Below are 22,013 nucleotides of genomic sequence, written 5' to 3'. Positions count from 1 at the left end.
TGACAGCCTTCCGACGAACAAACTAATCCAAGCGTGAAACTCAACCGCCTGCTCAACGACCAAAATCCCGACTCCACTCCGCCTGCTTCTCAGGGACAGGACATTACGCGCGTGGAGCGAAAGGTAGCAGAGCTGATCGAGGCCATTGAGCAGTCCGATGTGGACGGGCATCATTCGCGGGATTTTCAGAAACAGATCGCCGACGCGTTTCAGCGGTCGGCGGCCACACAAAAACGGCTGGCGCCATTCAAAGAGCTCGATCAGGAAAATAACCTGTCGCGGGAAGAATTACTGGAAGGATTGGAAAAACTGCTTTCCGAAAACCAGTTCGATAGCCGGATCAATGCACCCAAGCGCGGCAAAATCGTTCAGAAAGGCGTCATGTTCATTCTCGCGATCCTGCTCATCGTGGTCGGCTTTGCGATGATCATCATGCCCGCGCCGCCGAGCTTCGAGCTTTTTACGGTGTATTATTTCAATATCAATGACGGCGTTACGATTATGGACCTGGTGTCGCTGCTCATTATTTTCGGTGGGGTACTTTTATTTGTGCTTAACTTCAACAAGAAATGATCAGCTTCCCCGATCCGCCGACCACCGTCAAGAAAATCCTGCTCGTGGAGGATAACCTGCTGTTCCGAACGGTGGTTGAACACGCGTTGGTGCGGGCCGGATACACCTGCGTGCTGTGCGAATCGGCGACGGAGGCATTGAAAATGCTGCTCGTGGAAACGCCCGACCTGATCCTTTCAGACTATGATATGCCCGAAATGAACGGTTTCGATTTCCGGCAGGCCGTGCTGCTCAATCCCAACATCAGCGACATTCCTTTCGTGTTCCTGACATCGTTCACCGATAATAAACTGGTGCTCGAAGGCCTCAATATGTCGGCATTGGACTTCATCAACAAAGAGACGCCGATCCCGGTGATCATCACCAAGCTGAATAATATCATCAAAACCCTTGAAAACGAGCACGTAAGGTCGGTAAGGGAATTGAAAGTAGCGGCGGAAACGCTGAATGTAAAGTCCATTCCCACGCACGCGCCGCGGGTGAGCGGTTACCGGATTTTTTACTGGCACAAAGGCTACCGCGGGTATCCGGGTGGTGATTTTATTGATTTCGTGCAGGTCGACAGCCGGTATTGCTTCGCATTCCTGGGGGATATTATGGGTAAAAAATGGAAAGCCTGGTTTTTCACCTTCGGTTTCCTGAGCTACATCCGTGCCGCGATCCGCTTCTGCGTGCTCGACCAGGATTTCGAGCTGGCGACGATCGTACAGAAGATCAACAAGCTGATTTACCTCGATGAAAGTTTGCAGAACATCCTGTCGAGCCTGTCGCTGCTCTTGCTCGACACCCACACGGGCGAGGTGCATTACACGGGGGCGGGCGACCTTCCGCTGATCAGCTACTCGCCCGAAAACGGCAGGACATCCACCATACAATCGACCGGGCTGCTGCTGGGCTTGCTCGAAGACGGCCTTTATGACAAGCAAATCGTACAAATGAAAGCCGGCGACCAGCTCGCGATCTTCACCGACGGGATGATCGACATTCCGTCCAACGGATCGAAGAAAAGCGACTATCCGTTTTTTGTAGAAAAAATAACCCCCTACCTCGGCCAGCCCGACAGCTTCGAGCAGATTCGCAGGAACGTCCTCGACCTGATTGACGACAGCAACCAGATGGACGACGCGAGCATCATTTTTATAGAAAAACAATAGCCATATATGATACTGAAAGTTGAGGAAGCAAACCGCGTCGTGCACGCCACTATTTTACCGGAAGAGGCAAGTCTTTCGAATGCCGACGCATTTAAGGAAGAAATGATCACGATCATCGGCCGGGGAGTACGCCTGGTGATCGTCAGTTTTGAAAACGTGAATTATATCGACAGTTCATTCCTGGGAAGCCTCGTCGTGGCATTGAAATATGCGATGCCGCGCAATGTCGATATTTACCTGGTCTCCCTGAAACCGGATGTTAAGAACCTGCTCACGCTCATCCGGATGGACAAGGTGTTCAGGATATTTGACAATTTCGAGGAGGCGATGGGCTCACTAAGTTAGTTTATGAGGGAGGAGGATCAGATCAGAATAGTTTTCGATTGTAACCGGGAAGGTATCCCGGGCACGTTGAACGTGTGCCTGGGCCACATCCGGGAAAAAGCGGGCATTACGCCGCTCGACGATACCCTGATGGCCAAAATCAAATGGGTGATCATGGAATTGCTCACCAATGCCGTGAAACACTCCGGCGAGCGGGAATCGCTGCTCAAAATCGGGTTTACCGGCGGGGCCGTGGTGCTCGAAAAGGAAGATTACGGCAAGCCGCTCGTCCTCGTGGGCCAGGACCGGAAGAAGATCATGTGGCCGCTTGAAGACATTGTGCGGCCGATGGACTTCCCGATTTACCACAATGGAATGGATTCGCTGTGCGTGCGGACCGACGAAGCGGGCCGGGCGACCTTTTTCATCGAACAGCTCGATGAGCTCGAAATGCCCGCACTGCTGTCCGATACCAGCGAGCATTTCGGGCTACTGATCATGACCAAGGCATCCGACGAGTTCGCGTACGAGCACGATACCGACACGGGCGTAAACCGCTTTATCAGCACATTCTACCTCAATTCACCGGCATGAAACACCGTTTCGAAGTACTGGACATATTCCGCGGGCTGTTTGCCTCGCTCGTGTTCATGTTCCATCTCGGCCCCTTCGCCAACACGCCCATTCTGAACAACCGTTTCATTGAAAACTCCGACATGTTCGTGGACTTTTTCTTCGTCCTCAGCGGGTTCGTGATCGCGTACAGCTACCAATCGCTGGCCGATTGGGGCCAGTTCGGCCTGTTTCTCAAAAAAAGGGTTTATCGCATTTACCCGCTGCATTTCGTGATGCTGCTGGCATTTGTCGGGATGGAAGTGGCCAAAAACCTGCTGGTGCCTTACATTAAAGTCAATAACCTGGTGAATCCGGCCAACAATGTCTACACCTTTTTCACGTCACTTTTCCTGATCAACTCCACGCCGGTGCCGGGCGTGCGGGATGTGAGCTGGAACATTCCCAGCTGGTCTATCAGCGCGGAAATGATGGCTTACCTGGTTTTCGGGAGTCTGGTGGTGTTCATTCACCGCAGCAACCAGTTTCGCAGTCGCAATGCGTGGTACGGACTCATGATCGTCATTTCCCTCGCCGCGCTCTGGTCTGTTTCCAAAAGTTTCCAGATCAATTACAGCTTCGATTACGGCTTTTTGAGGGGCATTCTAGGTTTTTTCACCGGCGTTTTGTGCTTCAACTTTTTCAGCGTCACCCACGTACGCGTGCGCGAATGGTCGCCCGCACTATTTTCGGCCGTGGAAGCGATATCGTTGAGCCTCATTTGCCTCAGCATTTACAACGGGGAGTTCATGAAACCGTGGGGCGCAGTCTTTGAAATACTCTTCTTCATTTGCATTTACACATTCTCCTTCGAAAAGGGGTTTATTTCAAAAGGGCTCAAAAGCGTGCGGTTGCTGCATAAGCTCGGGCAATACTCCTACTCGATCTACATGACGCACGCGCTGCTGATCAGCCTTTTCAATGTATTATTTATCCGGATATTGAAATTTCCCCCGGAAGCATATTCTTACCTGTTTATCGTCAATTTCGTGCTGATCTATTTTGTATCCGCATGGACGTACAAGCACATTGAAATGCGTTTCCAGTACAAATCACCTAAGAAGGTACAGGAAGGAGAAATGGCGCGGAAGTAGGTGCGGCCGCCCCGGAGGGGCATCCTGTTTATAGGGATCAATTACAATACCGAAATCCGGCTCCTGCGGAGCCTCCGGAGTCGCTACGGCTGGATCACCTGTTCGAGGTGGTAATGGATAATGTCGCCAATGGCATCCACACGGTTTTCCCACGTGTTTTCGGCGGCGATCGTTACGCGGTTTTTGCGCTGCTCGGCATTATCGGTTTGAAGAGCCGTGTTAATGGCTTCCGAAAAACTGTCCGCAGTTTCGCAGAATGTCACCTCGCCTTTGGTAAACTCCTTTAAATCAGGGTTAAAGTCAATTGCGACCACGGGTTTGCCCGCGCCGAGGTATTCGAAGAGTTTCAATGGAAAAATGCTGCTGCTTACGTCGTCTTTCTTGAACGGGATCAGCGCGACATCGAAGCCTTTGATCACCGCAGGCATATCGTCGTAATCGATCGGGCCGGGGAAATGGACATTTTCGGCGGTAAAGAACCAGTCGGGCACAAACTCCCGCGACACCGGCCCCACGAATGCAAAGCTCTTATCGGGATTCGCGAGTATGACCGTTTTCAGCAAATCATAATCCATGCGCCGCTCGATCGCACCCAGGTAACCGATTACCGGCTTTTTTAATGCGGCAATGGCCGGGTAAACCGGCAAATCGGGGTTCAAAGCCTTGCTGCTATGGCCCAGATCGGCCGCATTGGCCACGAAATAGCTGTACGGGTTCTGCTGTTTTTTCTCCTCGTACAATTGCCTGCTGCTGCAAATCACCACGTCGCTCTGCTTCACGAGGATATCCTCCGAAACCACACCGTGCCGCCGGTTGAAAGGCAGCACCATCGGATCGAGGCAATGGTACACTTTGAGCCTCGGCGAGAGGCCTTCCGAGAGCGTGGGGTAATGGAAGTTGAAGGAATTGATGAAAATGTAATCCCTGATCCGGTAGGTTTCGAGAATGCTTTTCAGCTTGGCGCGGATGAGGAATTCATTGAATTTCAGCGCCGCACGGAACAGCCTGTTTTCCGGAAGGAAGTTCACCGACAACAATATCGGCGGAATGATCACTTTGAGGTTCGGCGTGTCGGTTTCGATCAGTGAATGGCCTGTGAGCGAAAAATGCTCCTTGCGCAGCTGATATTCCGGCGTGCGCCGAAGCCTGAAAAAATCCCTCAGCGTGAAGGGGTTTTCAACGTAATACACCTCGTTTTCCCGTGCGAGCAGCTTGGCGGTCGTGTAATTGGTGGACTCGATAGGTGCGTCAAATCGCGGTAAACCAAAAATGATGATCTGATGTCCTTTCAGTTTCATTGGCAAAGCGTATTCAAGAGATTCACATCAGATCGTAGAAGCGGCGTGCGTCGAGCGGGAAGCCATTGCGGCAATATAAAAATTTTTACAATACATCCCTCCATTCGAACCGGTCGGTCATAATGCCTTTGGGGTGTTCGCGGCCAATTCGGAAGCCAAACCAGTTCTTTGGCGCGATCACGTGGTTTTTCTTTTTACAAATGTACGCAGCCCACCACGCAAAAGTGCTGTTGGATATAATGGCGACATCGGCATTCATGATCAGCTGAAAGTCGATGATCTCCGGGTTCGAAACGAAATGAAAGTTGTCGCGGGCCGGGAATGCGGCTTTGACGAAATCCATATCGTCACTCACGAAATACACCTTGTACGCATCCAGGTTTTCGATCGAGCTGAGCTGTTTCTGGAAATATTCGACCGGCAGCGAGATGTCGCGCTTGCCGTAGGAAAGATAGTCCGTCCGCCGGATGTGCACTACTACCGTCTTCTCGTTCCTGAAAATAGCCCCATACTGCTCGTCAAACGCCTTTTCAAACTCCGGTTTCAGCTTCGGCAATGTGCCTTTGGGTAAATGCTTAATGTAAAAATCCGACTGGTAATAGCCGTAGTACATTTGCCCGTTTTTCGGCGAAAACTCTTTCGGGCTGAAAAAGTTATGCACGTAAACCGGCGCAAAGCTGATGAACCGCGGGATGATGCGCGTGAATCCGGAATAGAGTTTGGAACCCAATGTGAGGTTATGATAACCGCCCAGATCGAAATATTTGCTCAGGTACGCGTGATGGGGATTCGGGAAGAAATACGTCAGGCGCGGGTTCCTGGTTTTCAGGTACAACAAAAAATAGTACTGGAACAATTGATTGCCGAGCCGGCCCGAAAAATATACACCTACCATAATGTGCTGATTTTTAAGACCGCGCTTTCAACATAGGCCGCAAATAACGGTCAAGGAACTCGGGATAGAATTTGTACATATACACGAACGTATTCAAAACACTCACGCCGATTTCCCTCCGCAGAATCACCTGCGCCACTGCAAAACCTACGATATTGGAACATAAAGTTGCGTAAGCCGCACCTACGACGCCCCATTCCCGGATGAAAAAATAATTCAGGCAGAGGTTCAACGTAGCCGTACCTATGACGACAAAAAACGTCATCCGCGTTTTTCCGATGGAATCCAGAATGGTGCCGAACTGCCTTCCAAAAGGGATCAACAGGCAGTAAAGCAGCGTGATTTGAAGTAATGGAATGGAATCCGCATATTTTTCTCCCGCAATGAGCGTGATCACAATGCCGGAAAACAGGTACAGAAAAATTACTACCGGCACAACCAGGGCGAGCGTCGTACCCACCGATTTTTCGTACAAATACTTAATGGCCGCCGGCCCTTCCGACTCCATGCGCTTTGCGCTCTGCGGAAACACGATCGTAGCCACCGCGTTACCCGGAATGTCGATCAGGTTGGTGATCCGCACGGCGATATTGAATGCGCCCGAAGCCGCCGGTGAGAGCATCGCGCCGAGCATCATCTGGTCGATGGTGCCGGAAAGCAGGGAGCTGATTAATGTGCCAAAAGCATATTTGCCGTACCCAAACAGCTTGGCCATCCATTCGCGACTTATTTTGGCAGATAATGCAAGATGCCCGCGCGCATGGCTGTACGCGATGAGCATGCCCGCAAGCGCGCTCGCGATCTGCACCCACACGAGGAAAATCAGTTCAACCGATAAGCTGAAAAAGTAGCAAACCAGCACAAACGTAAAGAAAACGCCCTGGCGGATCAGGGTGGTGACGAAAATGCCGTTGAACCGCAAATTGGCCTGTTCGATGCCGTTAAACTGCGCCTGCAAGCCCGAAAGCAGATAAATGGCGATGTACCAATACATCATTTCCACGAGCTGGGGCGCATCCCAGAGCCGGCTCAGCCAGGGTGAGAAAACGAGGATCGCGGCAATGCAAACGACCTGCACGATGCCGTTGATCGCAAACGAGGCGGTAATAATGGCCGGATGTTCGCGGGCGTCGGATGATGAAATGTATTTGATCAATGCATTCTGCAAGAGGCCGCTGCGGATCGCTTCCAGGATGGTGGTCGTGGAGATGAAGAGCGTCCACACCCCAAAATCGTGCTTTGTCAACAGCCGCACCAGCAAATAGAAGCCCGCGAAGCCGAAGAATACGCCCGAGAAGTTCTGGACGATATTGATAAACCCCGATTTGAGCCAGTAATCCTTTTTTCCCTCCATATCCCGTCAGAAATGCGCTTCGACGTATTGTTTAACCTCGTCGTCGGTTTTCGCATGCAGTATTTTTGCACCCGAAAATTGCGGGTACAGCTTCTCAAAACATTTGAAATAATGCTCCGGCCCCTTTTTGGAGAGGATCAGGTTGGTGCCTCCGAAGTAACTCGCCAAAGTGGCTGTGCCGCCGTGGATCGATATGAAATGGCTGGCATTGGCATACACCATCAGTTGCAAATGATTGAAATTGTTGGCATTAGCCCTATTCTCCCTGAAAAGGTTTTCCATTAAAATCACGTCGGGATGCTCGGCGGCAAGCCAACTGAACTCGTCCATATCATAAATGTCGGAGTTGTCCATCGTGATGTGCTGCGGGCGTGGACGGTTGTAAATCACCGTGTACTTGCTTTTCAGCCTGTCGAGAATGAAACCGAGCATTTCCATGCTGTAATAGCTCACCGGAGGACCGTCCCATTCCATATTATACCGGTTGGCAATGATCAGAATGGGCTTTTGATAGACGTAAATATCGTTTCGGTAAGTCTCTTTGAGCGGCACCGGAACCCATTTCGACATGTCGTAATCCTGGCTGTACAGGATGCGCGGCATTTCGAAATTGTAATTGCCCTCATTCGAGCGGGTATCGAACTGCTCGCGGTGATCGGGCGAAAAAAAGTAAAGTTCTTTCGTGTATTTCGAAGAAACGGTGCTTTCGAGGGTGCCGTTTTTGTAATGCCAGTAGGCAAATGGCAGCACAAATTGCAGCTCCGGCGCAAACTCCCCGCTGAACGCCAGTCGCTTGTATTTCTTCCGGCTGACGTAATCCTTCCAGATGTATTTCCACTGCTGCACCTGGCAGCGCAATGTATCCCGGTAAAAATAGCGGTGCTCCCACGGTAGCTTTCCATACCGCAGCAACACAACCAGACTAAGTATTTTGTTCAGCATAATCCATTAATGTGCCTTGTGAACCATCAGCTTGCCCCACCAGATCCTCACCAGCCCTACCGCCTCGGCATAACCCGTCGTAAAGACGCTCAGGATACTGAAAGGCTGAAACCGGTTGAGCCCCCAGTAGCCGATCCCCACGCCGATGAGCGTAGGAACGACGCCCGCGATGGCGACGCCGTAAATGCTGCCGGTGAGATAAATGCCCGTGACGGACGCAATGACGCTGCCCGCGAGCATGATCAGGACTTTGATGAAATTGATTTTGGGCTGATGGATAACGTCGAGTGTTAATGCAAAAAAGCGGTCGAGCGGGTACAGGAGCGCGAATGTCATGTACAGGCGCATGATGTTCGCGGCTTCGGAGTCGATGTACTTTTCACCGCCGATAATGTGAATCGCCACATCGGCCAGCACCACCGCGCCAATGCACGCGGGCAGCAAAGCCATGGTAATGAGCCCGGCGTAGCGTTTCATGGTGTCGATCACCTTCGGGCGGTTGTTCTCGTTATAGGCGGCCGACAGTTCGGGCATTCCGGTAGCGGCAAAGCTTCTCAGGGGTATTTCAATGATCTCCATCAGCCGCTGCCCGAGGTTGAAAACCGCTAATGCCGCCGGACCGAGCATGAAGTTGATGATCATCGTGTTGGACGTCCCGAACAGGTTGGAACTCAATGTGGTACCCACCGAAAATTTGCCAAAATGGAAGATCTCCCGGATGCATTCGCGCGTGCGGTCCTTGAAATTGGCAAGCCGCGCCCAGCCCATGATGATGGTAAAAGTGCTCGTAAGCGCCGCGCCGCCCAGGTAGGCGTAAATGATGTTTTGCAGGGTCGCCGTTTTGGTGAATGCCATGATCATCACAAAAAGAATGAAAAACCCCTGGCTCAGGAAGCGGATGCACAGCAGTTGATCGAACCGCTGCTCCGCCTGCACCACGCAGGAAGCGATGAAATACGGCAGCGAGGCGATATAAATAATGCCAAACCACTCCACGAACAGTACCACGGAGGGATTTTTGAACCAATCCGAAAACAGGAATGCTGGAATGTTGATCAATGCAAGAATGCCTGTAATGGCCCCGCCGATAAACCAGGCCGAACCGACGACCTCGCGCTTCCGCGCATCGCCCGCGCCTGCGTAGAACTTGATGAAGGCGGTGGTGAGAAAGCCCGACCGGAATGTATCCACCAACAGCAAAATCGACAGGAAGAACACCCACATCCCGATGCCCGCCACGGGTAATGCGCGGTACAGGATAATCATATTGAGCATGCCCAGCACCGACATAATGCCGTTGCCGGCCAGCGAAAGAAAGTGTTTATTCCTTAATTTCTGTAAGAGCTGAAATGCCATCAGGTTGCGCAAAAGATGGGGTGGTCAATACGAATTATTTTTCCAAAATTCATTTGACAAATGCACCGAAGTTGGAACCAAACGCAATATGCGAAGTAATTTTACAATATTTTTGCACAAAGCAGGAATATTGTTTTAACTTTCCTCCCAACTGCCCTGCCGCATGGGTTCGCCTGATTGTAAAGATGTACAAAACCTACTGATTGCCAGATTATGAGTTTATTGGGTTTACCTAAATGGATCTTGCCGCACCTTTTTACAAACAAGCGATTCGAAGACCTCACGGAAGCCGAGATTCAGGCGCTGCGGGAACGGATCAGCCGTTTTAAGCACGAAACCCCCGACGTGTCGGTGGTAATCCCCGCCTGGAACGAAGAAAATAATATTTACCGGACGCTCTCGTCGCTTTCCGCCAGCCGCACCCGGTATAATGTAGAGATCGTGGTGGTGAACAACAATTCCACCGACGGCACACAGAATGTGCTCGACAAGCTCGGGGTGCGCAATTACCTGCAAACCGTGCAGGGAACGCCCTTCGCCCGCCAGATGGGCCTCGATAATGCCCGCGGCAAGTTCCACCTCTGCGCCGATTCCGATACTTTTTACCCACCCGACTGGATCGACCTCATGGTGGAGCCCATGGCCAAAAACGCGCGCGTTACCGGCGTTTACGGGAATTACGCATTCATCCCGCCCGACGGCCAGGGACGGCTCGGGCTGTGGTTTTACGAAAAATTTGCGGGCCTGATGATCCAGATACGCAAGAAAAACCGCGAGTACCTCAATGTCTACGGCTTCAACATGGGCTTCGTGACGGAAGTGGGGCGCCGCACGGGCGGTTTCAAAGTCAGCGGCCAGCGCATTTATGCCAACATCGTCGGCAGCGATTTCCAGAACGAGGCGGAAGATGGCCGGATGGCCCTCAACCTCAAAAAAGAAGGTGACCTGCAACAGGTAACCAGCTCCAAAGCAACGGTTTTCACCTCGCCCCGCCGCCTGCTCGACGACGGCAGCATTTCCAAAGCCTTCTTCAACCGGGCCAAACGCCAGTTGCAGGGCATGCGCGACTATCTTTCGTAATTCCAGGCATTATGCAGCACCACTTTCCCGATACAACATTACTGATCACCCATTATAACCGCAGCGGCTCCCTGGAACGACTGCTGGCGACTTTCGAGTCGCTGGGCTGCCGGTTTGCCGACATCGTGGTGTCCGACGACGGCAGCAAGCCCGAACACCTCGACCAGGTGAAAGCGCTCACCAACCGGTTCCATTTCCGGCTCATTACCACTCCCAAAAACCGGGGCCTAGGCAACAATATCAACAAAGGTCAGGACGCCGTGCGATCGGAGTACACCCTGTATGTGCAGGAGGATTTCCAGCCGTCCGACATTTTCCCCGAACATTTCAAAGACGCGGTCACATTCATGCGAGAAGACCCGAAATGGGACATTGTGCGTTTCTATGCCTACTTTGCCTATCCTACCCTGAAACCATTTCAGAAGGGTTATTCCGAAATGGTGTACCGGTTCTGGGACATGAATCACCTGAAATTCTACTATTACAGCGACCATCCGCATTTGCGCCGGAGCACATTCCTGCAAAAATTCGGCCGCTATCCCGAAGGTATCAAGGGCGACCTCACCGAGTACAAAATGGCGGTGAGCTTTTTGCAGAAAAAAGGAAAAGGACTGTTTTTCAATGAGTTTACCAAATTATTTTACCAAAAAAACTCTTCCGACGAGCCCAGTACCATGGAACGTGCCGACTGGAAGCTGAGCGAAAACCCGGTGATCAGGCTGGCCCGGCTCGGGTACCTGCGCTACCGGTGGCTGAAAAATACCCTGGACCTGGTTTTCATGAAATAGACCGCACCGATACGCATGAACAAGGAATATTTCTTCGAGGAAGTGACGCTCCTCATCACGCATTACAACCGAAGCCAGTCGCTGGAAAACCTGCTTCTTTCGTTCGAGGGGCTGCATTGCCGTTTCGGCGACATTGTGGTGTCCGACGACGGCAGCAAGCCCGAGCACATTGACTACCTGCTCCAATTGCAGAAAAAGCATGAATTCAGGCTCATTACCACGCCGCAGAACCGGGGCCTGGGCAACAACATCAACAAGGGCCAGGATGCCGTGCAAACCCCGCTCACATTGTATGTACAGGAGGATTTCACGCCGGCCGCCATTTTTCCCGAGCGTTTCAGCCAGGCGGTGGACATTATGCATGAGCAACCGCAAACCGATGTGGTGCGGTTTTACGCCTATTTTGAATATCCCTACCTGAAAAATCCGCGCAATGGGTTCTACGAAATGGATTTCGCACTCTGGAAACCGGGCTACCGCAAATTCTACGCGTACAGCGACCACCCGCACCTGCGCAGGAGTACCTTTTTTACCAAATTCGGAAGGTATGTGGAAGGCCAGAAGGGCGACATCACCGAATACCGGATGATGATGTCTTTCCTGAAAAACAATGGCAAGGCCTGGTTCTACAAAGATTTCAAGGGGTTGTTCGAACAAAAAAACTCAGAGTCCGAGCCCAGTACCATGTCCCGCGAGAACTGGCGGCAGACGGACCGGTTTCCTGTGAAGCAAATCCGGGACCTTTACCGGCACGTGAAATTTAATTTTGACTATCTGACCTGAATATAGTCTCGGTTTATTCCGATCTTGGTGCCATTAAACCCAACGATTCCGCCCCAGAAACATGCCGACCCGCCTGACAACTGACTCATTCAGATGGTATTATGCCAGTATTTACCTGGGATTGGCATTGATTTTCGGCTCCCAGTATTTCACCTACAAGAACGTCCGCGACCTTTCGCTCAACAACGAGCGCCTCAATGTGACGATCGGCGTGCTGAACCAGACGGCTAATTTCGGGCTTGTCACCAAAGATTTTCAGTCGAATATGCGCGGTTATCTGATCACGCAGGATAATGAACTGCTTTCGGATAACTACAACAAGAAGATCCAGCTCGTGAGCATTACCGACACGCTGTTCAACCTTGTTAAAACTGACGAAACGCAGACGCGGCGCGTGAAGGAACTACTGAGCATTTCGAGCCAGATCGTCGCCTACACGCAGAATGTCGTCAGCATTTACCGGACCCAGGGCAGCGAGCCTGCATTTGCGAAAATCCAGGAAGGCGAAGGGATCAGGCTCAACCAGCTGCTCACGGCCAAGATCGACCAGATCGAAGATTACGAAAACCACAACCTGGACCAGCGCCGGAAGCTCGTTTCGGACACGCAGCAGAATTCCATCCTGTTTATCCTGCTCACCGGGGCGGTCGGCTTCATCCTCACCATCCTCTCGATCATCTTCCTGAACCTCGACAAGCGCAAGCAGCGGCTGCTTCAAAATGAAATCAAGGAAAGGGAACGGACGGTGAGCCAGTACCTGGAAGCCATTCCCGACGGTGTGATGGTGATCAATAGCGAACGGAAAATTGAACTGATCAACGAATCGGGGCGGGAAATCCTGGGCGTGGACGGCGAGCGGCCCGCGACGCTCGAAGAGCAGGTGACGCGCATCAAACTCCTCGATCCGACACGGTACCACGTCCGCTTCTCGGCCGACACCCTACCCGTTGCGCGGGCATTGCAAGGCGAAAAACTCACCGGCAACAAGATCGACCTGGTGAAAAACGATAAGATTTATCACCTCGAAACCAGCGTGCAGCCGGTGATCGGGCTCGACGGCCGGATCAAGAGCGCGATTACCGTTTTCAGGGACATTACCGAGCGGGCCAACTACGAGGCGACGCTGGAAAAAGCACGGAGCCTGGCCGAGAAATCCGTGCGGGTGAAGGACATTTTCCTTTCCAATGTGAGCCACGAGATCCGGACGCCGCTCAATGCGATCATCGGGTTCACCAACCTGCTTATGGGAGAAGTGACCGACCAGAAAAGCCAGGAATATGTCGGTTACATTCAGTACGCGGGCAAAAACCTGCTCGAACTGATCAACGACATTCTCGACTTTTCCAAAATCGAAGCCGGGCAGGTCCATCTCGAAAAAGCGCCCGTATCCATCCGCGAGCTGGCCGACGAGATTTCGGCGATCATGCACCACCGCGCCGTCGAAAAAGGCATTGTTTACGAAGCGCTGCTGGCCGACGGATTGCCCGAATTTATCGAAACAGACAAATTGCGGCTAACGCAGATATTGCTCAATGTGTGCGGCAATGCGGTGAAATTCACGGAGAAAGGCAGCGTAAAACTCCGCGTAGCACCGATCGGCGAGCCGCTGAACGACGTCCAGAACATCCGTTTCGAGGTGAAAGACACGGGTGTGGGTATTCCAAAAGACAAACTCAAAGAGGTGTTTAACCGCTTCGTGCAGGCCACTGAAAGCACTACGCGGGTATTCGGCGGCACGGGCCTTGGACTGAGCATCGTAAAATCGCTTGTTCAGCTATTCGAAGGCACATTGAACCTCGAAAGCGAGCTGGGGCAGGGAACCGTGTTTACCATGGACTTCCCTTTCAGGATCGTGAACGACGCCGGGCTGCATGACGACATTGAGAAAGAAATTGACATTACCGCATCTGTAACCTCACTGCGCATTCTCGCGGCAGAAGACAATACATTGAACCAGAAGCTGCTGAAAGCGATTTTCGAACGGCTGAATATCCCGCTGACGATCGTGAACAACGGCCAGGAAGCGCTCGACCGGCTTCGGGAGGAAACATTCGACCTCGTTTTGATGGACATTCAAATGCCCGTCATGGACGGCTACACGGCCATCAAGGAAATCCGCCGCACGGTTTCGAGCACCATTCCGATCATCACCATGACCGCCCACGCGATGGTCGGAGAGAAAGAAGAATGCCTGAGTATCGGCGCCAACAGCTATATTTCGAAACCTTTTAAGGAAAGTGAACTTTTATATACCATTGCACATCTTGGAAACAAAGAGAATTACGAAGCACAACCCAAAGAATTTACTCAACAACCCTCCCCTGCTAAAATGACAGACACGATCCTGAATCTCGACTACCTCACCGAAATTACCGGCGGCGACCAGGAATTGCGCGACGAGCTGATCGCCCTTTTCGAAAAAGACAGCAAAATTCAACTGATGAACATTGCCGACGCGTCACTGGCCAACGACCTCGAAAAGCTGCGCCAGGCCATTCACAAATTCCGATCTTCACTGTTTTCCGTGGGATTGCTCAATACCGCCAATCAATACAAGGAGCTGGAAGCTACCCTGAAACAAGGCAACTGGAACAGCGGCCTTAACCAGAAGCTGGTGGAATTGAAAGCTGAATCGGAAACGGGATTATCGCAGCTGAAAAACCTGTAAAGTATCGCTCAAAGGCTGCCGCCGACGGTGCTGATGGCCTTGTAAATTTCCCTGACACTGTTTTCCCACGTGTGCGAGCTGGCGAACGACCGGCGGGCCGCTGTGCGCTCGCCGGAGTTTTCACGTAATGCGAGTTCGATCAGCTCCACATAGTCTTCTTTGCTTTTGCCCAGATACACATGTTCGGCGAAAACGCTCATGGCGTCGGTGGCGGTGGCTACTACCGGCTTGCCAACGGCCAGGTACTCGTCTATTTTCCTGGGATAATTGCCGATCGTGACCTCGTTGAGAAGTTGCGGGTTCACGCACACGTCGAACGAATTGATGTATGCCGGCAGGTCGGCGATATTGCGCGAGCCGGTGAAAATGACGTTGGGCAGCTGGTGCAGATTGCTCTGCAGGAACTCGTTATCCTCCGGCCCGATGAGCACAATGCTCCATTCGGGCCGGGTTTCGGCAATGTAATGCAGCAGTTCCATATCGAGGCGAATGCTCTGCAATGCGCCCACATACCCGATGCGCGGGCGTTTTACGCTGCTGATATCCGCGGGCTCGGGAGCTTCGTTGCCTGCCATAAAAATGTCGAGGTCGCAGCCTTGCCCTACATAATAGGAATGCGGGTTGTATCTGCCGCAATATTGGGCTAAATAGGTGGAATTCGCTACGCAAAGGTCGCTTTTGGCGATCAGGGCCGGCTCTACGCGGGCGCCATGCTTGCGCCAGTAGTCCACAGCCAGCATGTAATCCCGCGAATAATAAATGGAAAGGCGCGGTTGGAGCAGGTCTTTGAGAAAAAAGCTCCGGAACATGTCATTGTCGTTGAAATGAACATAATCCCTGAACCCAAGGTGCTTGGCGGCCCGCGCTATCGAGCCCGCAAAAAGCTGGTTATTTCTCTTATTTAAAATATCGAAAAGCATCTCCGGCAGCCAGTTGATCGACTCGATCATCTTGTCGGGGTAGAGTACCCAGAGGTTATCCTGGACCTTTTCCAGCCCCGCGGCTTTGCCGTGTACAACATCCCGGCGTTTCGCGATTTTGGGATCATCGCCATTTTTGAGCAAACTGACGCGGTCGAGCGGGGAATTGACGTACAGCACCCTGTGATTCTTGCTGAATTCCAGGGCGATGTTTTTACAGTTACTCCCGATTTCTACATCCCAGGCCTGCTGTCCCGTAATGACAATATCCATGTTGCTGTGGCTAATGTGGGTTGTTTATAACTTCCCACCTCCGTTGAGACTCGCTTTATAATTAGTGATTCCGAATTTTCTGTCCAGCTTGCTAAGTACCGTCGGGAATTGCGCCAGGTCAAACTTCCTTGCAAACAGCTTCCCCGAATCCGATAATCTGTCAAAGTCCTCTTCCGTCAGCACTTTCGGGCTTGCCCCGCCTTTCGACCAGTCAATATACCTCAAATTATCGTTAACGAGCGAAGAACGGAATGGTGAATTATACAAAATAGTTTGAAAAATTATCTCATCCGGGGCCCAGGTGAGCTTGAAATACCTTATCACCTCGGGATGGTCGTCCAGATACGCCAGGATGTACTGCACCGCGTCCATCGTGAGGGTCATCCATTGCGAGCGTCCCACCGCTTCAAGTCCGGCTGGCATCGTGCGTGCGGGAAGCAGTTTGTTCAGCCATTTCTCCGCCAGATGTTTGCCCGGAAACTGATAGTTGGTCAGGTGATAACCGGTGAGGCGAGGAATGGCTTCCGTCCATTCGTCGGACACCCGATGGTATTCCATAAAATTATGCCCGTTGTTCCGGCTGAAAAAGTCATGGATTTCGCCGGCGGATTTCAAAGGGTAATCGGCGCCGCTGAGCAGATTAACGTAATCGAAATGGATGCCGGAGTGCGCAATGGCCCTGAAACCCTGCAATGTCGCTTCCACAATGCTGTAAGCGCCCCAGCCCACACGAATGCGTGCAGGTACGAGCACCACATTTTTACTTTCCAACAAGAAACCGAATGCACTCAGGTCAGCCTTTTGGTCGAGGTGAACAAATACATAAGCGTCTTGATGAGCAAGTGCGCCGATCAGCTTCGATAGTTGGGCCGGTGCGGCGTGCGCCAGTATCAGGTGAGCTATTTTCATACGCTGGGTAATTATGCATTTACCGTCCTCCGCTCCCGTTCGTCGATGATGCGTGTGATATTGATGATCGCGGCTGCGAGGTAGAAATAAATGTTGGAAGGAAACTGGACCAGCGCTTCCTGCGGATAATTGCCCACGTTGTAAGCGAACACCACTAAAAGCATCGCCAGGCAATAGGTTTTCAGTTCGGGGTTTTGGATCAGGAAATAGTTATTGATCCCCTCTCTCAATATAAAAAACATCAGCAGGCAGAATAGAAACAAGCCCACCCAGCCCAGCTCCACCGCAATGCGGACATAACCGCTGTCGGGCGGGAAGTTGGCGAGGTATGACTGCGGGGCAAAGCGCTGCCCCCAGGCTCCGGTGGCTCCCAGCCCGCCTCCGATCGGGTGCGTCAGGATGTACGGCTGGATGCGTTTCTGATTGTTTTTACGGGCCTGGAACGAAATGTCGTCGTTCGGTTTGAAGGCTGTCTGGAAACGGACGATGTTCGAATCGGTGGTGGGGACAAAAACGAGGAAAAGGAAGAACAACCCGGCTACCCCGGTAAATATCAGCACCTGCCTGTTTATCCGCAAAATCACAAAAAGCACCATCGCCGCCGGTATGAGCACATATGCCCCGCGGGTGCCCGAAAAAAGCATGGAAGAAAAGAATAGCAGCAGCATGATTACCAGTACCGCTTTTTTCCAGGTTTCTTTCACGAAAGTGAGCAAGGCAATGCAGATAATCGCGGCCACCACCATGTTATAGGAAAACGCCACCGGGTCCGAGAAAATGGAGAATTTACGCCAATGCCCGGCGATAAAGAGCAGGTCGGCAACGCCCTCCGAGTTGAGCCAGGCATCCTCGGCCGCCGAGAAACCGATATATTCCTGCTTGTAGGCGTACAGCGCCGCAAACAGCGCCAGCCCGAGCCATAATTTGATCAGGAACCGCAGGAAGCTGATCGTGCGGATCTGGTACATGAATACAAAGTAGGTAAGCATCACGATCGCCACCGCGCGAATGGTGTACACCCACGCCAGCCGCGACTCGGCCGATGGATTAGCGACCTGCATCAGGTTGTAGGCGATCCAGATGAGGATCATGACGCTGATCGGCCCTTTGAATATCTTCCAGTCGGAACGGCGCTTCTGGTGGATGAAAAATCCGAGGATGAGCAGCCCCTGGATGCCATCCATGACGGTGCCGAGCGGGAAGTTAACGCCCAGCCGGCCCACGAAAAACAGCAGGTAGGCGAGCATCAGCAACACGGTAATGCCAAATTCCGGAAACGCTACAATGCAGTACACCACCGGCGGACCGAACATCAGCCCCAGAATGCCCGCCCCGGCGAGAATGCCCTGGTAGGCGATGAGCGCACCGAATGCCAGCGAAATCAGCAGCAGCACAAGAAGCCCCGCCAGTCGGCGGTCGAACAGCGCCCGCAGCTTTTCCACGCGGCTCAGCCCCTCACTGCTTTTTCCGGGAATATGTATCTGAATGTCTTTCACTAAAAAAATAGTATTTTGAAAAACCAGACAAACACGCTCACCAACGCAAGCAGCAATGCTGCCTGACGCATTTTTTGCTGCAAGGGTGTAAGCGACGCTAATCCCCCCTTTCGCTCGGTGACTCTCTTTTCGGGATAAATTTTCATGGCATCCGTGTGTTAACCCTGCGTTTTGTTTTCCTGGCGCGTCGCTACCGAAATCTTGTTCGCACGCCGGGCATTAAGCAGCGCCGTGAGCTGGTAAAACATGAATTTCGGGATGTTGACCAGCGACTGGTAAATCTTCGGGTCCGTAGGCGAGCTTTTCAGGGAAATGTAAAAACCAAGCACGAACACTACCAATGCACCCAGCCAGGCCAGCGCCAGCACCGGAGCAATGAGCACGTTCACCAACATAAATGCCACCGAAAGCAACAGAAAAATGAACAAAGGCGGCCTTAGCAGCACCAGCCCGAACAGTATCTGGTTCATACTGAACCGGGTAATGCCTTTGAACAAAATCTTAAACCCGTAGCCGAAGTATTTGAACCAGGTATTGATCCACCGCGCGCGCTGCTTCACCAGCTGGTCGGAGCCGGTTGTTTTCTCGTCATAGACAATGGCCTTTTCCGCAAAAGCAATGCGATAGCCGCGGCTCACAATGCCTTCCTGCAATACTTTATCGAAGCCTGCGCCGGTGACGTCCAGATGGCCCAGCACCTTTTCGTACAATGCCGTAGTGAATGCCATACCCGAGCCTGCCAGCGTGGCGGATGAGCCGGCGCCGAAAAGCACCTTTCCATCGTAGAAATGGTAATAAATATCGCGGGCCGCGTCCAGGCAGGCGTAGGTGGTATCAAGGTTTTTCGCTTCGCGAACCCCCTGCACGGCTTCGTACCCCTGGGCAAAATATGCGTTCAGTTCGTGGAGATAGTCGGGGTCGGTGAGGTTATCGCTGTCGATGATCGTCAGGTGCGAATGCGGACGGACGAAGCGGCGGATGGCATAAAAGTGCGACCGCGTGTTACTGCCCAAAACCTGCTCGGGACGCAGCAGCGACACCTTGTCCGTCGGAAAATGCAGGTTGCTGATATCGCATTTGTCGGCCACGACGTAAATGTGGTACCGCTCGTAGCGCAGCTGTAACAGCGAGCCCACCACGGCCGGCAGCTGAGCGGTGTACTCATAGGCCGTCACGATAATGCCGTAGTCGAGCAGGCCGGCCTGCGCATTCACGGCCGCACGGCCTTTCACGGCCTTTCTGATGCCGTAAATCAGCAGCAGAAGCACCGGAAACACCAGGTTGTACCCGATCGCTACCTGAATCGCCAGCCATATCCATTCCAGGATTCTCATGCTTCCACGGGTTTAGCCACTTTTCCGGCTTGTTCCGGAATGCTCTCGGTGTTGGTCAGTACCCACCCGGCAAACTTGCCGTTCAGGCTGTCGAGATACTGTATTTTCGACTGATCTTCCGAACCGATCGAGCGGCCGGCCGCAAACACCGACACCACCAGGTCTGCAAACGACACCCATTCTTTGGCGCGGTTCATCGCACGCAGCGAATCGGTTTCGATCAGGATAATATCAAAGCGCGTTTTCAATGCCTGCAAACGCTCGCCGATCGTCTTTTCATCGGCCAGTTCGAGCACCGAAATGTCACCGGATCTTGCACCGAGAATGCTGATCTGCCCCGGCGTCGCTTCCGGCAATGTATTGGATTTAACAAAACTCTCGAAAGGCGTGCTTTCCGGGTTCAGTTTGGAAATGTCGGGCTGCCCGAAGTTGCCGTCGATGATCAGAACCGTCTTATTGATCTTGGAAAATGCCCAGGCCAGTGCAATCACGAACGGCGTTTTGCCCACATCATAGCCCAGGCTCGTGACAGCGATGATTTTCGGATCGCTCATTTCATTATCCAGTTCGTACCGGATGGACCGCACGAGGTTTTTGTACAACCGTATCGCCTTATCGTCCGACGCATTCATGCCCGAAAGGCTGAGGTTCGAATCTTTATCCAGCGCATTCAGATAACCGAGTACCGGCTTGCCTGTTTCGTTCGCAAGCTGCAACGGATAGCGGATTGACTTGTCGAGGTAAAAAAGGATAAAGAACACAAACACGCAGAATGTGAAGCTGATCACGCCGGAGAGGATCACGAGCACCATTTTCTTGGAAGCCTGCACCTCGCCGGGCATCGCGCGCTCGATCAGGCGCAGGTACACGGGGAAGCTGAATTCGAGGCTCGCTTCATTGTAGCGCTGCAATGCTTCGATGTATTCCTTACTGGCAATGTCGATGGACGTTTCGTATTCCTGGATTTTCGCCTCGTTCGGCACCAGTCCGTCAAACTTCCGGTTCAGCCGATCGAGCTCTGCCTGAATGGACGACACGCTGTTTCTCGCTAGTTCCAGGGATATTTCCATGCTCAGTTTCTGCGTCACCAGGTCCTGCTTTACCACCATCGGATTGTAGGCATATTTGTCGGTAGCCTCATTGATTTCCTCCGAAAGCCGTCCCCGCAGCGAATCGAGGCTGAACTTCACGCGGTTGTCGAAATTGCTCAGGATGTAGCGCTCGTTCATCGCTTTGAGATTGCTCTTTGTGGCGATGATCTTCTGGTTAATGTCCGTCAACGCGCTTTCGAAATATTTGCGCTCGGTGGGGTTAAAGCGCCGATCGATGTTGCCGATGGCCGCCGTGTAGGCGATAATATCCTTCTGGGCGATCTGGCGGCGCGTTTCGAAGTCGGCCATTTGCCCGTAAATGCTCTTAGCCTGCTCGTTCAGGTTCAGTACGCGGTTCTGGATCTTGAAGTTTTTCAGCGTGTTCATCCGCTCGTTGAGCGCATTGAGCTTTTGCTGCATGAAACTTTGCAGGAAGTCAATGGTCTTCTTATTATTCCCTACCACACGCGACGAATTGTCCGAAATAAACTCCTGGGCGAGCGTATTGATCACGTAAGCAGCCAGATCGGGGTCTTCCGCTTCGTATTCGATATCGATATAATCGCCCACGCCGGTGCGGTAAATGACCAGCTTTTCGCGCAGCGAGTTGGCCCCGTAGCCCATGTCCACGATGATGTCGTTGAGCTTCTTTTCTCCCGGCTTCCACAAAAACAGCTCCTCGCGCTTCTGGTATTTCTGGGTGATCAGCGCAATGGCGTTCGCCTTATCGGCCTTGCTCATTTCTTCCAGCGCACGCACGGGCTCGCGCCAGGTGGAGTCTTTGAGGCCTTTCAAATCGTTCAAAATCAAGCGGTAGGATACCTGGTCGAGCGTCCGTTTCAGGCGCATTACCTGGATGAGGCTCTCGAATTTGCGGGCAATCTGCTGATCTTGCTCGTCTTTGGCACGCGTTACCACCTGGTCGGTCTTATCCACCAGGCCCGTGGCAATGCGGGCATGCGACTCGTAGGTATCCGGCAGCCGCCGCACCAGGAAATAGCACACGATAACGGTGATCAGCGGAACCAGGATGAGGGTGATCTTATTCCTCTGCAGCAATCTTAAAAAC

General features: G+C 52.4%; 19 protein-coding genes. 9 read left to right on the top strand and 10 right to left on the bottom strand.

Annotated elements, in window-relative coordinates:
- Window positions 1–33 precede the first annotated feature (33 nt).
- From DFER_RS00895 to DFER_RS00875, 5 genes are read left to right on the top strand one after another with little or no spacing between them, the layout of a single operon-like run.
- A complete protein-coding gene (locus DFER_RS00895; protein ID WP_012779803.1) occupies window positions 34–573 on the top strand; it encodes a hypothetical protein in 540 nt (179 codons plus the stop codon).
- The gene (locus DFER_RS00890) at window positions 570–1,727 is read left to right on the top strand and encodes a response regulator (RefSeq protein ID WP_012779802.1); all 1,158 of its coding nucleotides are present in this window, start codon (window positions 570–572) and stop codon (window positions 1,725–1,727) included. The genes DFER_RS00895 and DFER_RS00890 overlap by 4 nt, the downstream gene beginning before the upstream one ends.
- Window positions 1,728–1,733: 6 nt before the next feature.
- A complete protein-coding gene (locus tag DFER_RS00885) occupies window positions 1,734–2,072 on the top strand; it encodes an STAS domain-containing protein (RefSeq protein ID WP_012779801.1) in 339 nt (112 codons plus the stop codon).
- Window positions 2,073–2,075: 3 nt separating this feature from the next.
- Window positions 2,076–2,645, top strand: a complete 570-nt coding sequence (locus tag DFER_RS00880) for an ATP-binding protein (RefSeq protein ID WP_012779800.1) — start codon at window positions 2,076–2,078, stop codon at window positions 2,643–2,645.
- On the top strand, window positions 2,642–3,757 hold the full coding sequence (locus tag DFER_RS00875) for an acyltransferase family protein (protein ID WP_012779799.1): 1,116 nt from the start codon (window positions 2,642–2,644) through the stop codon (window positions 3,755–3,757). Before DFER_RS00880 ends, DFER_RS00875 begins: the two co-directional genes overlap by 4 nt.
- A gap of 83 nt (window positions 3,758–3,840) precedes the next feature.
- Here DFER_RS00875 and DFER_RS00870 read toward each other — a convergent pair whose 3' ends face one another.
- The 5 genes from DFER_RS00870 to DFER_RS00850 form a co-directional block, all read right to left on the bottom strand.
- Window positions 3,841–5,055, bottom strand: a complete 1,215-nt coding sequence (locus DFER_RS00870; protein WP_012779798.1) for a glycosyltransferase family protein — start codon at window positions 5,053–5,055, stop codon at window positions 3,841–3,843.
- 85 nt (window positions 5,056–5,140) lie between these two features.
- On the bottom strand, window positions 5,141–5,950 hold the full coding sequence (locus tag DFER_RS00865) for an alpha-1,2-fucosyltransferase (RefSeq protein WP_012779797.1): 810 nt from the start codon (window positions 5,948–5,950) through the stop codon (window positions 5,141–5,143).
- Between the two features lie 13 nt (window positions 5,951–5,963).
- Window positions 5,964–7,304 (bottom strand): flippase, encoded by a 1,341-nt coding sequence (locus tag DFER_RS00860; RefSeq protein ID WP_012779796.1) that lies wholly within the window; start codon window positions 7,302–7,304, stop codon window positions 5,964–5,966.
- A 6-nt stretch (window positions 7,305–7,310) separates the two neighbouring features.
- Window positions 7,311–8,246, bottom strand: coding sequence for a hypothetical protein (locus tag DFER_RS00855; RefSeq protein WP_012779795.1), 936 nt, complete (start codon window positions 8,244–8,246; stop codon window positions 7,311–7,313).
- 6 nt (window positions 8,247–8,252) lie between these two features.
- Window positions 8,253–9,602: a lipopolysaccharide biosynthesis protein gene (locus tag DFER_RS00850; protein ID WP_012779794.1), complete on the bottom strand. Its 1,350-nt coding sequence runs from the start codon at window positions 9,600–9,602 to the stop codon at window positions 8,253–8,255.
- A 243-nt stretch (window positions 9,603–9,845) separates the two neighbouring features.
- Here DFER_RS00850 and DFER_RS00845 point away from each other — a divergent pair, with 243 nt between their 5' ends.
- The 4 genes from DFER_RS00845 to DFER_RS00830 all read left to right on the top strand — a co-directional run bounded on the left by DFER_RS00845 (window position 9,846) and on the right by DFER_RS00830 (window position 14,921).
- On the top strand, window positions 9,846–10,682 hold the full coding sequence (locus DFER_RS00845; RefSeq protein WP_229206139.1) for a glycosyltransferase family 2 protein: 837 nt from the start codon (window positions 9,846–9,848) through the stop codon (window positions 10,680–10,682).
- An 11-nt stretch (window positions 10,683–10,693) separates the two neighbouring features.
- Entirely contained in the window at window positions 10,694–11,470 is a 777-nt protein-coding gene (locus DFER_RS00840; RefSeq protein ID WP_012779792.1) for a glycosyltransferase, read from the top strand.
- 15 nt (window positions 11,471–11,485) lie between these two features.
- On the top strand, window positions 11,486–12,253 hold the full coding sequence (locus tag DFER_RS00835) for a glycosyltransferase (RefSeq protein ID WP_012779791.1): 768 nt from the start codon (window positions 11,486–11,488) through the stop codon (window positions 12,251–12,253).
- A gap of 61 nt (window positions 12,254–12,314) precedes the next feature.
- On the top strand, window positions 12,315–14,921 hold the full coding sequence (locus DFER_RS00830; protein ID WP_012779790.1) for a hybrid sensor histidine kinase/response regulator: 2,607 nt from the start codon (window positions 12,315–12,317) through the stop codon (window positions 14,919–14,921).
- A gap of 8 nt (window positions 14,922–14,929) precedes the next feature.
- On the opposite strand, the gene DFER_RS00825 is transcribed toward DFER_RS00830, so the two are convergent.
- The 5 genes from DFER_RS00825 to DFER_RS00805 form a co-directional block, all read right to left on the bottom strand.
- Window positions 14,930–16,114: a glycosyltransferase gene (locus DFER_RS00825; protein ID WP_012779789.1), complete on the bottom strand. Its 1,185-nt coding sequence runs from the start codon at window positions 16,112–16,114 to the stop codon at window positions 14,930–14,932.
- 24 nt (window positions 16,115–16,138) lie between these two features.
- Window positions 16,139–17,023 (bottom strand): beta-1,6-N-acetylglucosaminyltransferase, encoded by an 885-nt coding sequence (locus DFER_RS00820; protein ID WP_012779788.1) that lies wholly within the window; start codon window positions 17,021–17,023, stop codon window positions 16,139–16,141.
- A gap of 11 nt (window positions 17,024–17,034) precedes the next feature.
- A complete protein-coding gene (locus DFER_RS00815; protein WP_012779787.1) occupies window positions 17,035–18,519 on the bottom strand; it encodes an O-antigen ligase family protein in 1,485 nt (494 codons plus the stop codon).
- 158 nt (window positions 18,520–18,677) lie between these two features.
- Window positions 18,678–19,853, bottom strand: coding sequence for a glycosyltransferase (locus tag DFER_RS00810; protein ID WP_012779785.1), 1,176 nt, complete (start codon window positions 19,851–19,853; stop codon window positions 18,678–18,680).
- Window positions 19,850–22,003, bottom strand: coding sequence for an exopolysaccharide transport family protein (locus tag DFER_RS00805; RefSeq protein ID WP_229206138.1), 2,154 nt, complete (start codon window positions 22,001–22,003; stop codon window positions 19,850–19,852). The genes DFER_RS00810 and DFER_RS00805 overlap by 4 nt, the downstream gene beginning before the upstream one ends.
- Window positions 22,004–22,013: the final 10 nt, after the last annotated feature.

The sequence above is a fragment of the Dyadobacter fermentans DSM 18053 genome, assembly GCF_000023125.1.
Taxonomy (GTDB): Bacteria; Bacteroidota; Bacteroidia; order Cytophagales; family Spirosomataceae; genus Dyadobacter; species Dyadobacter fermentans.
Note: the sequence above shows the minus strand (reverse complement) of the source record. Positions and strands in the feature narration are given on the sequence as shown.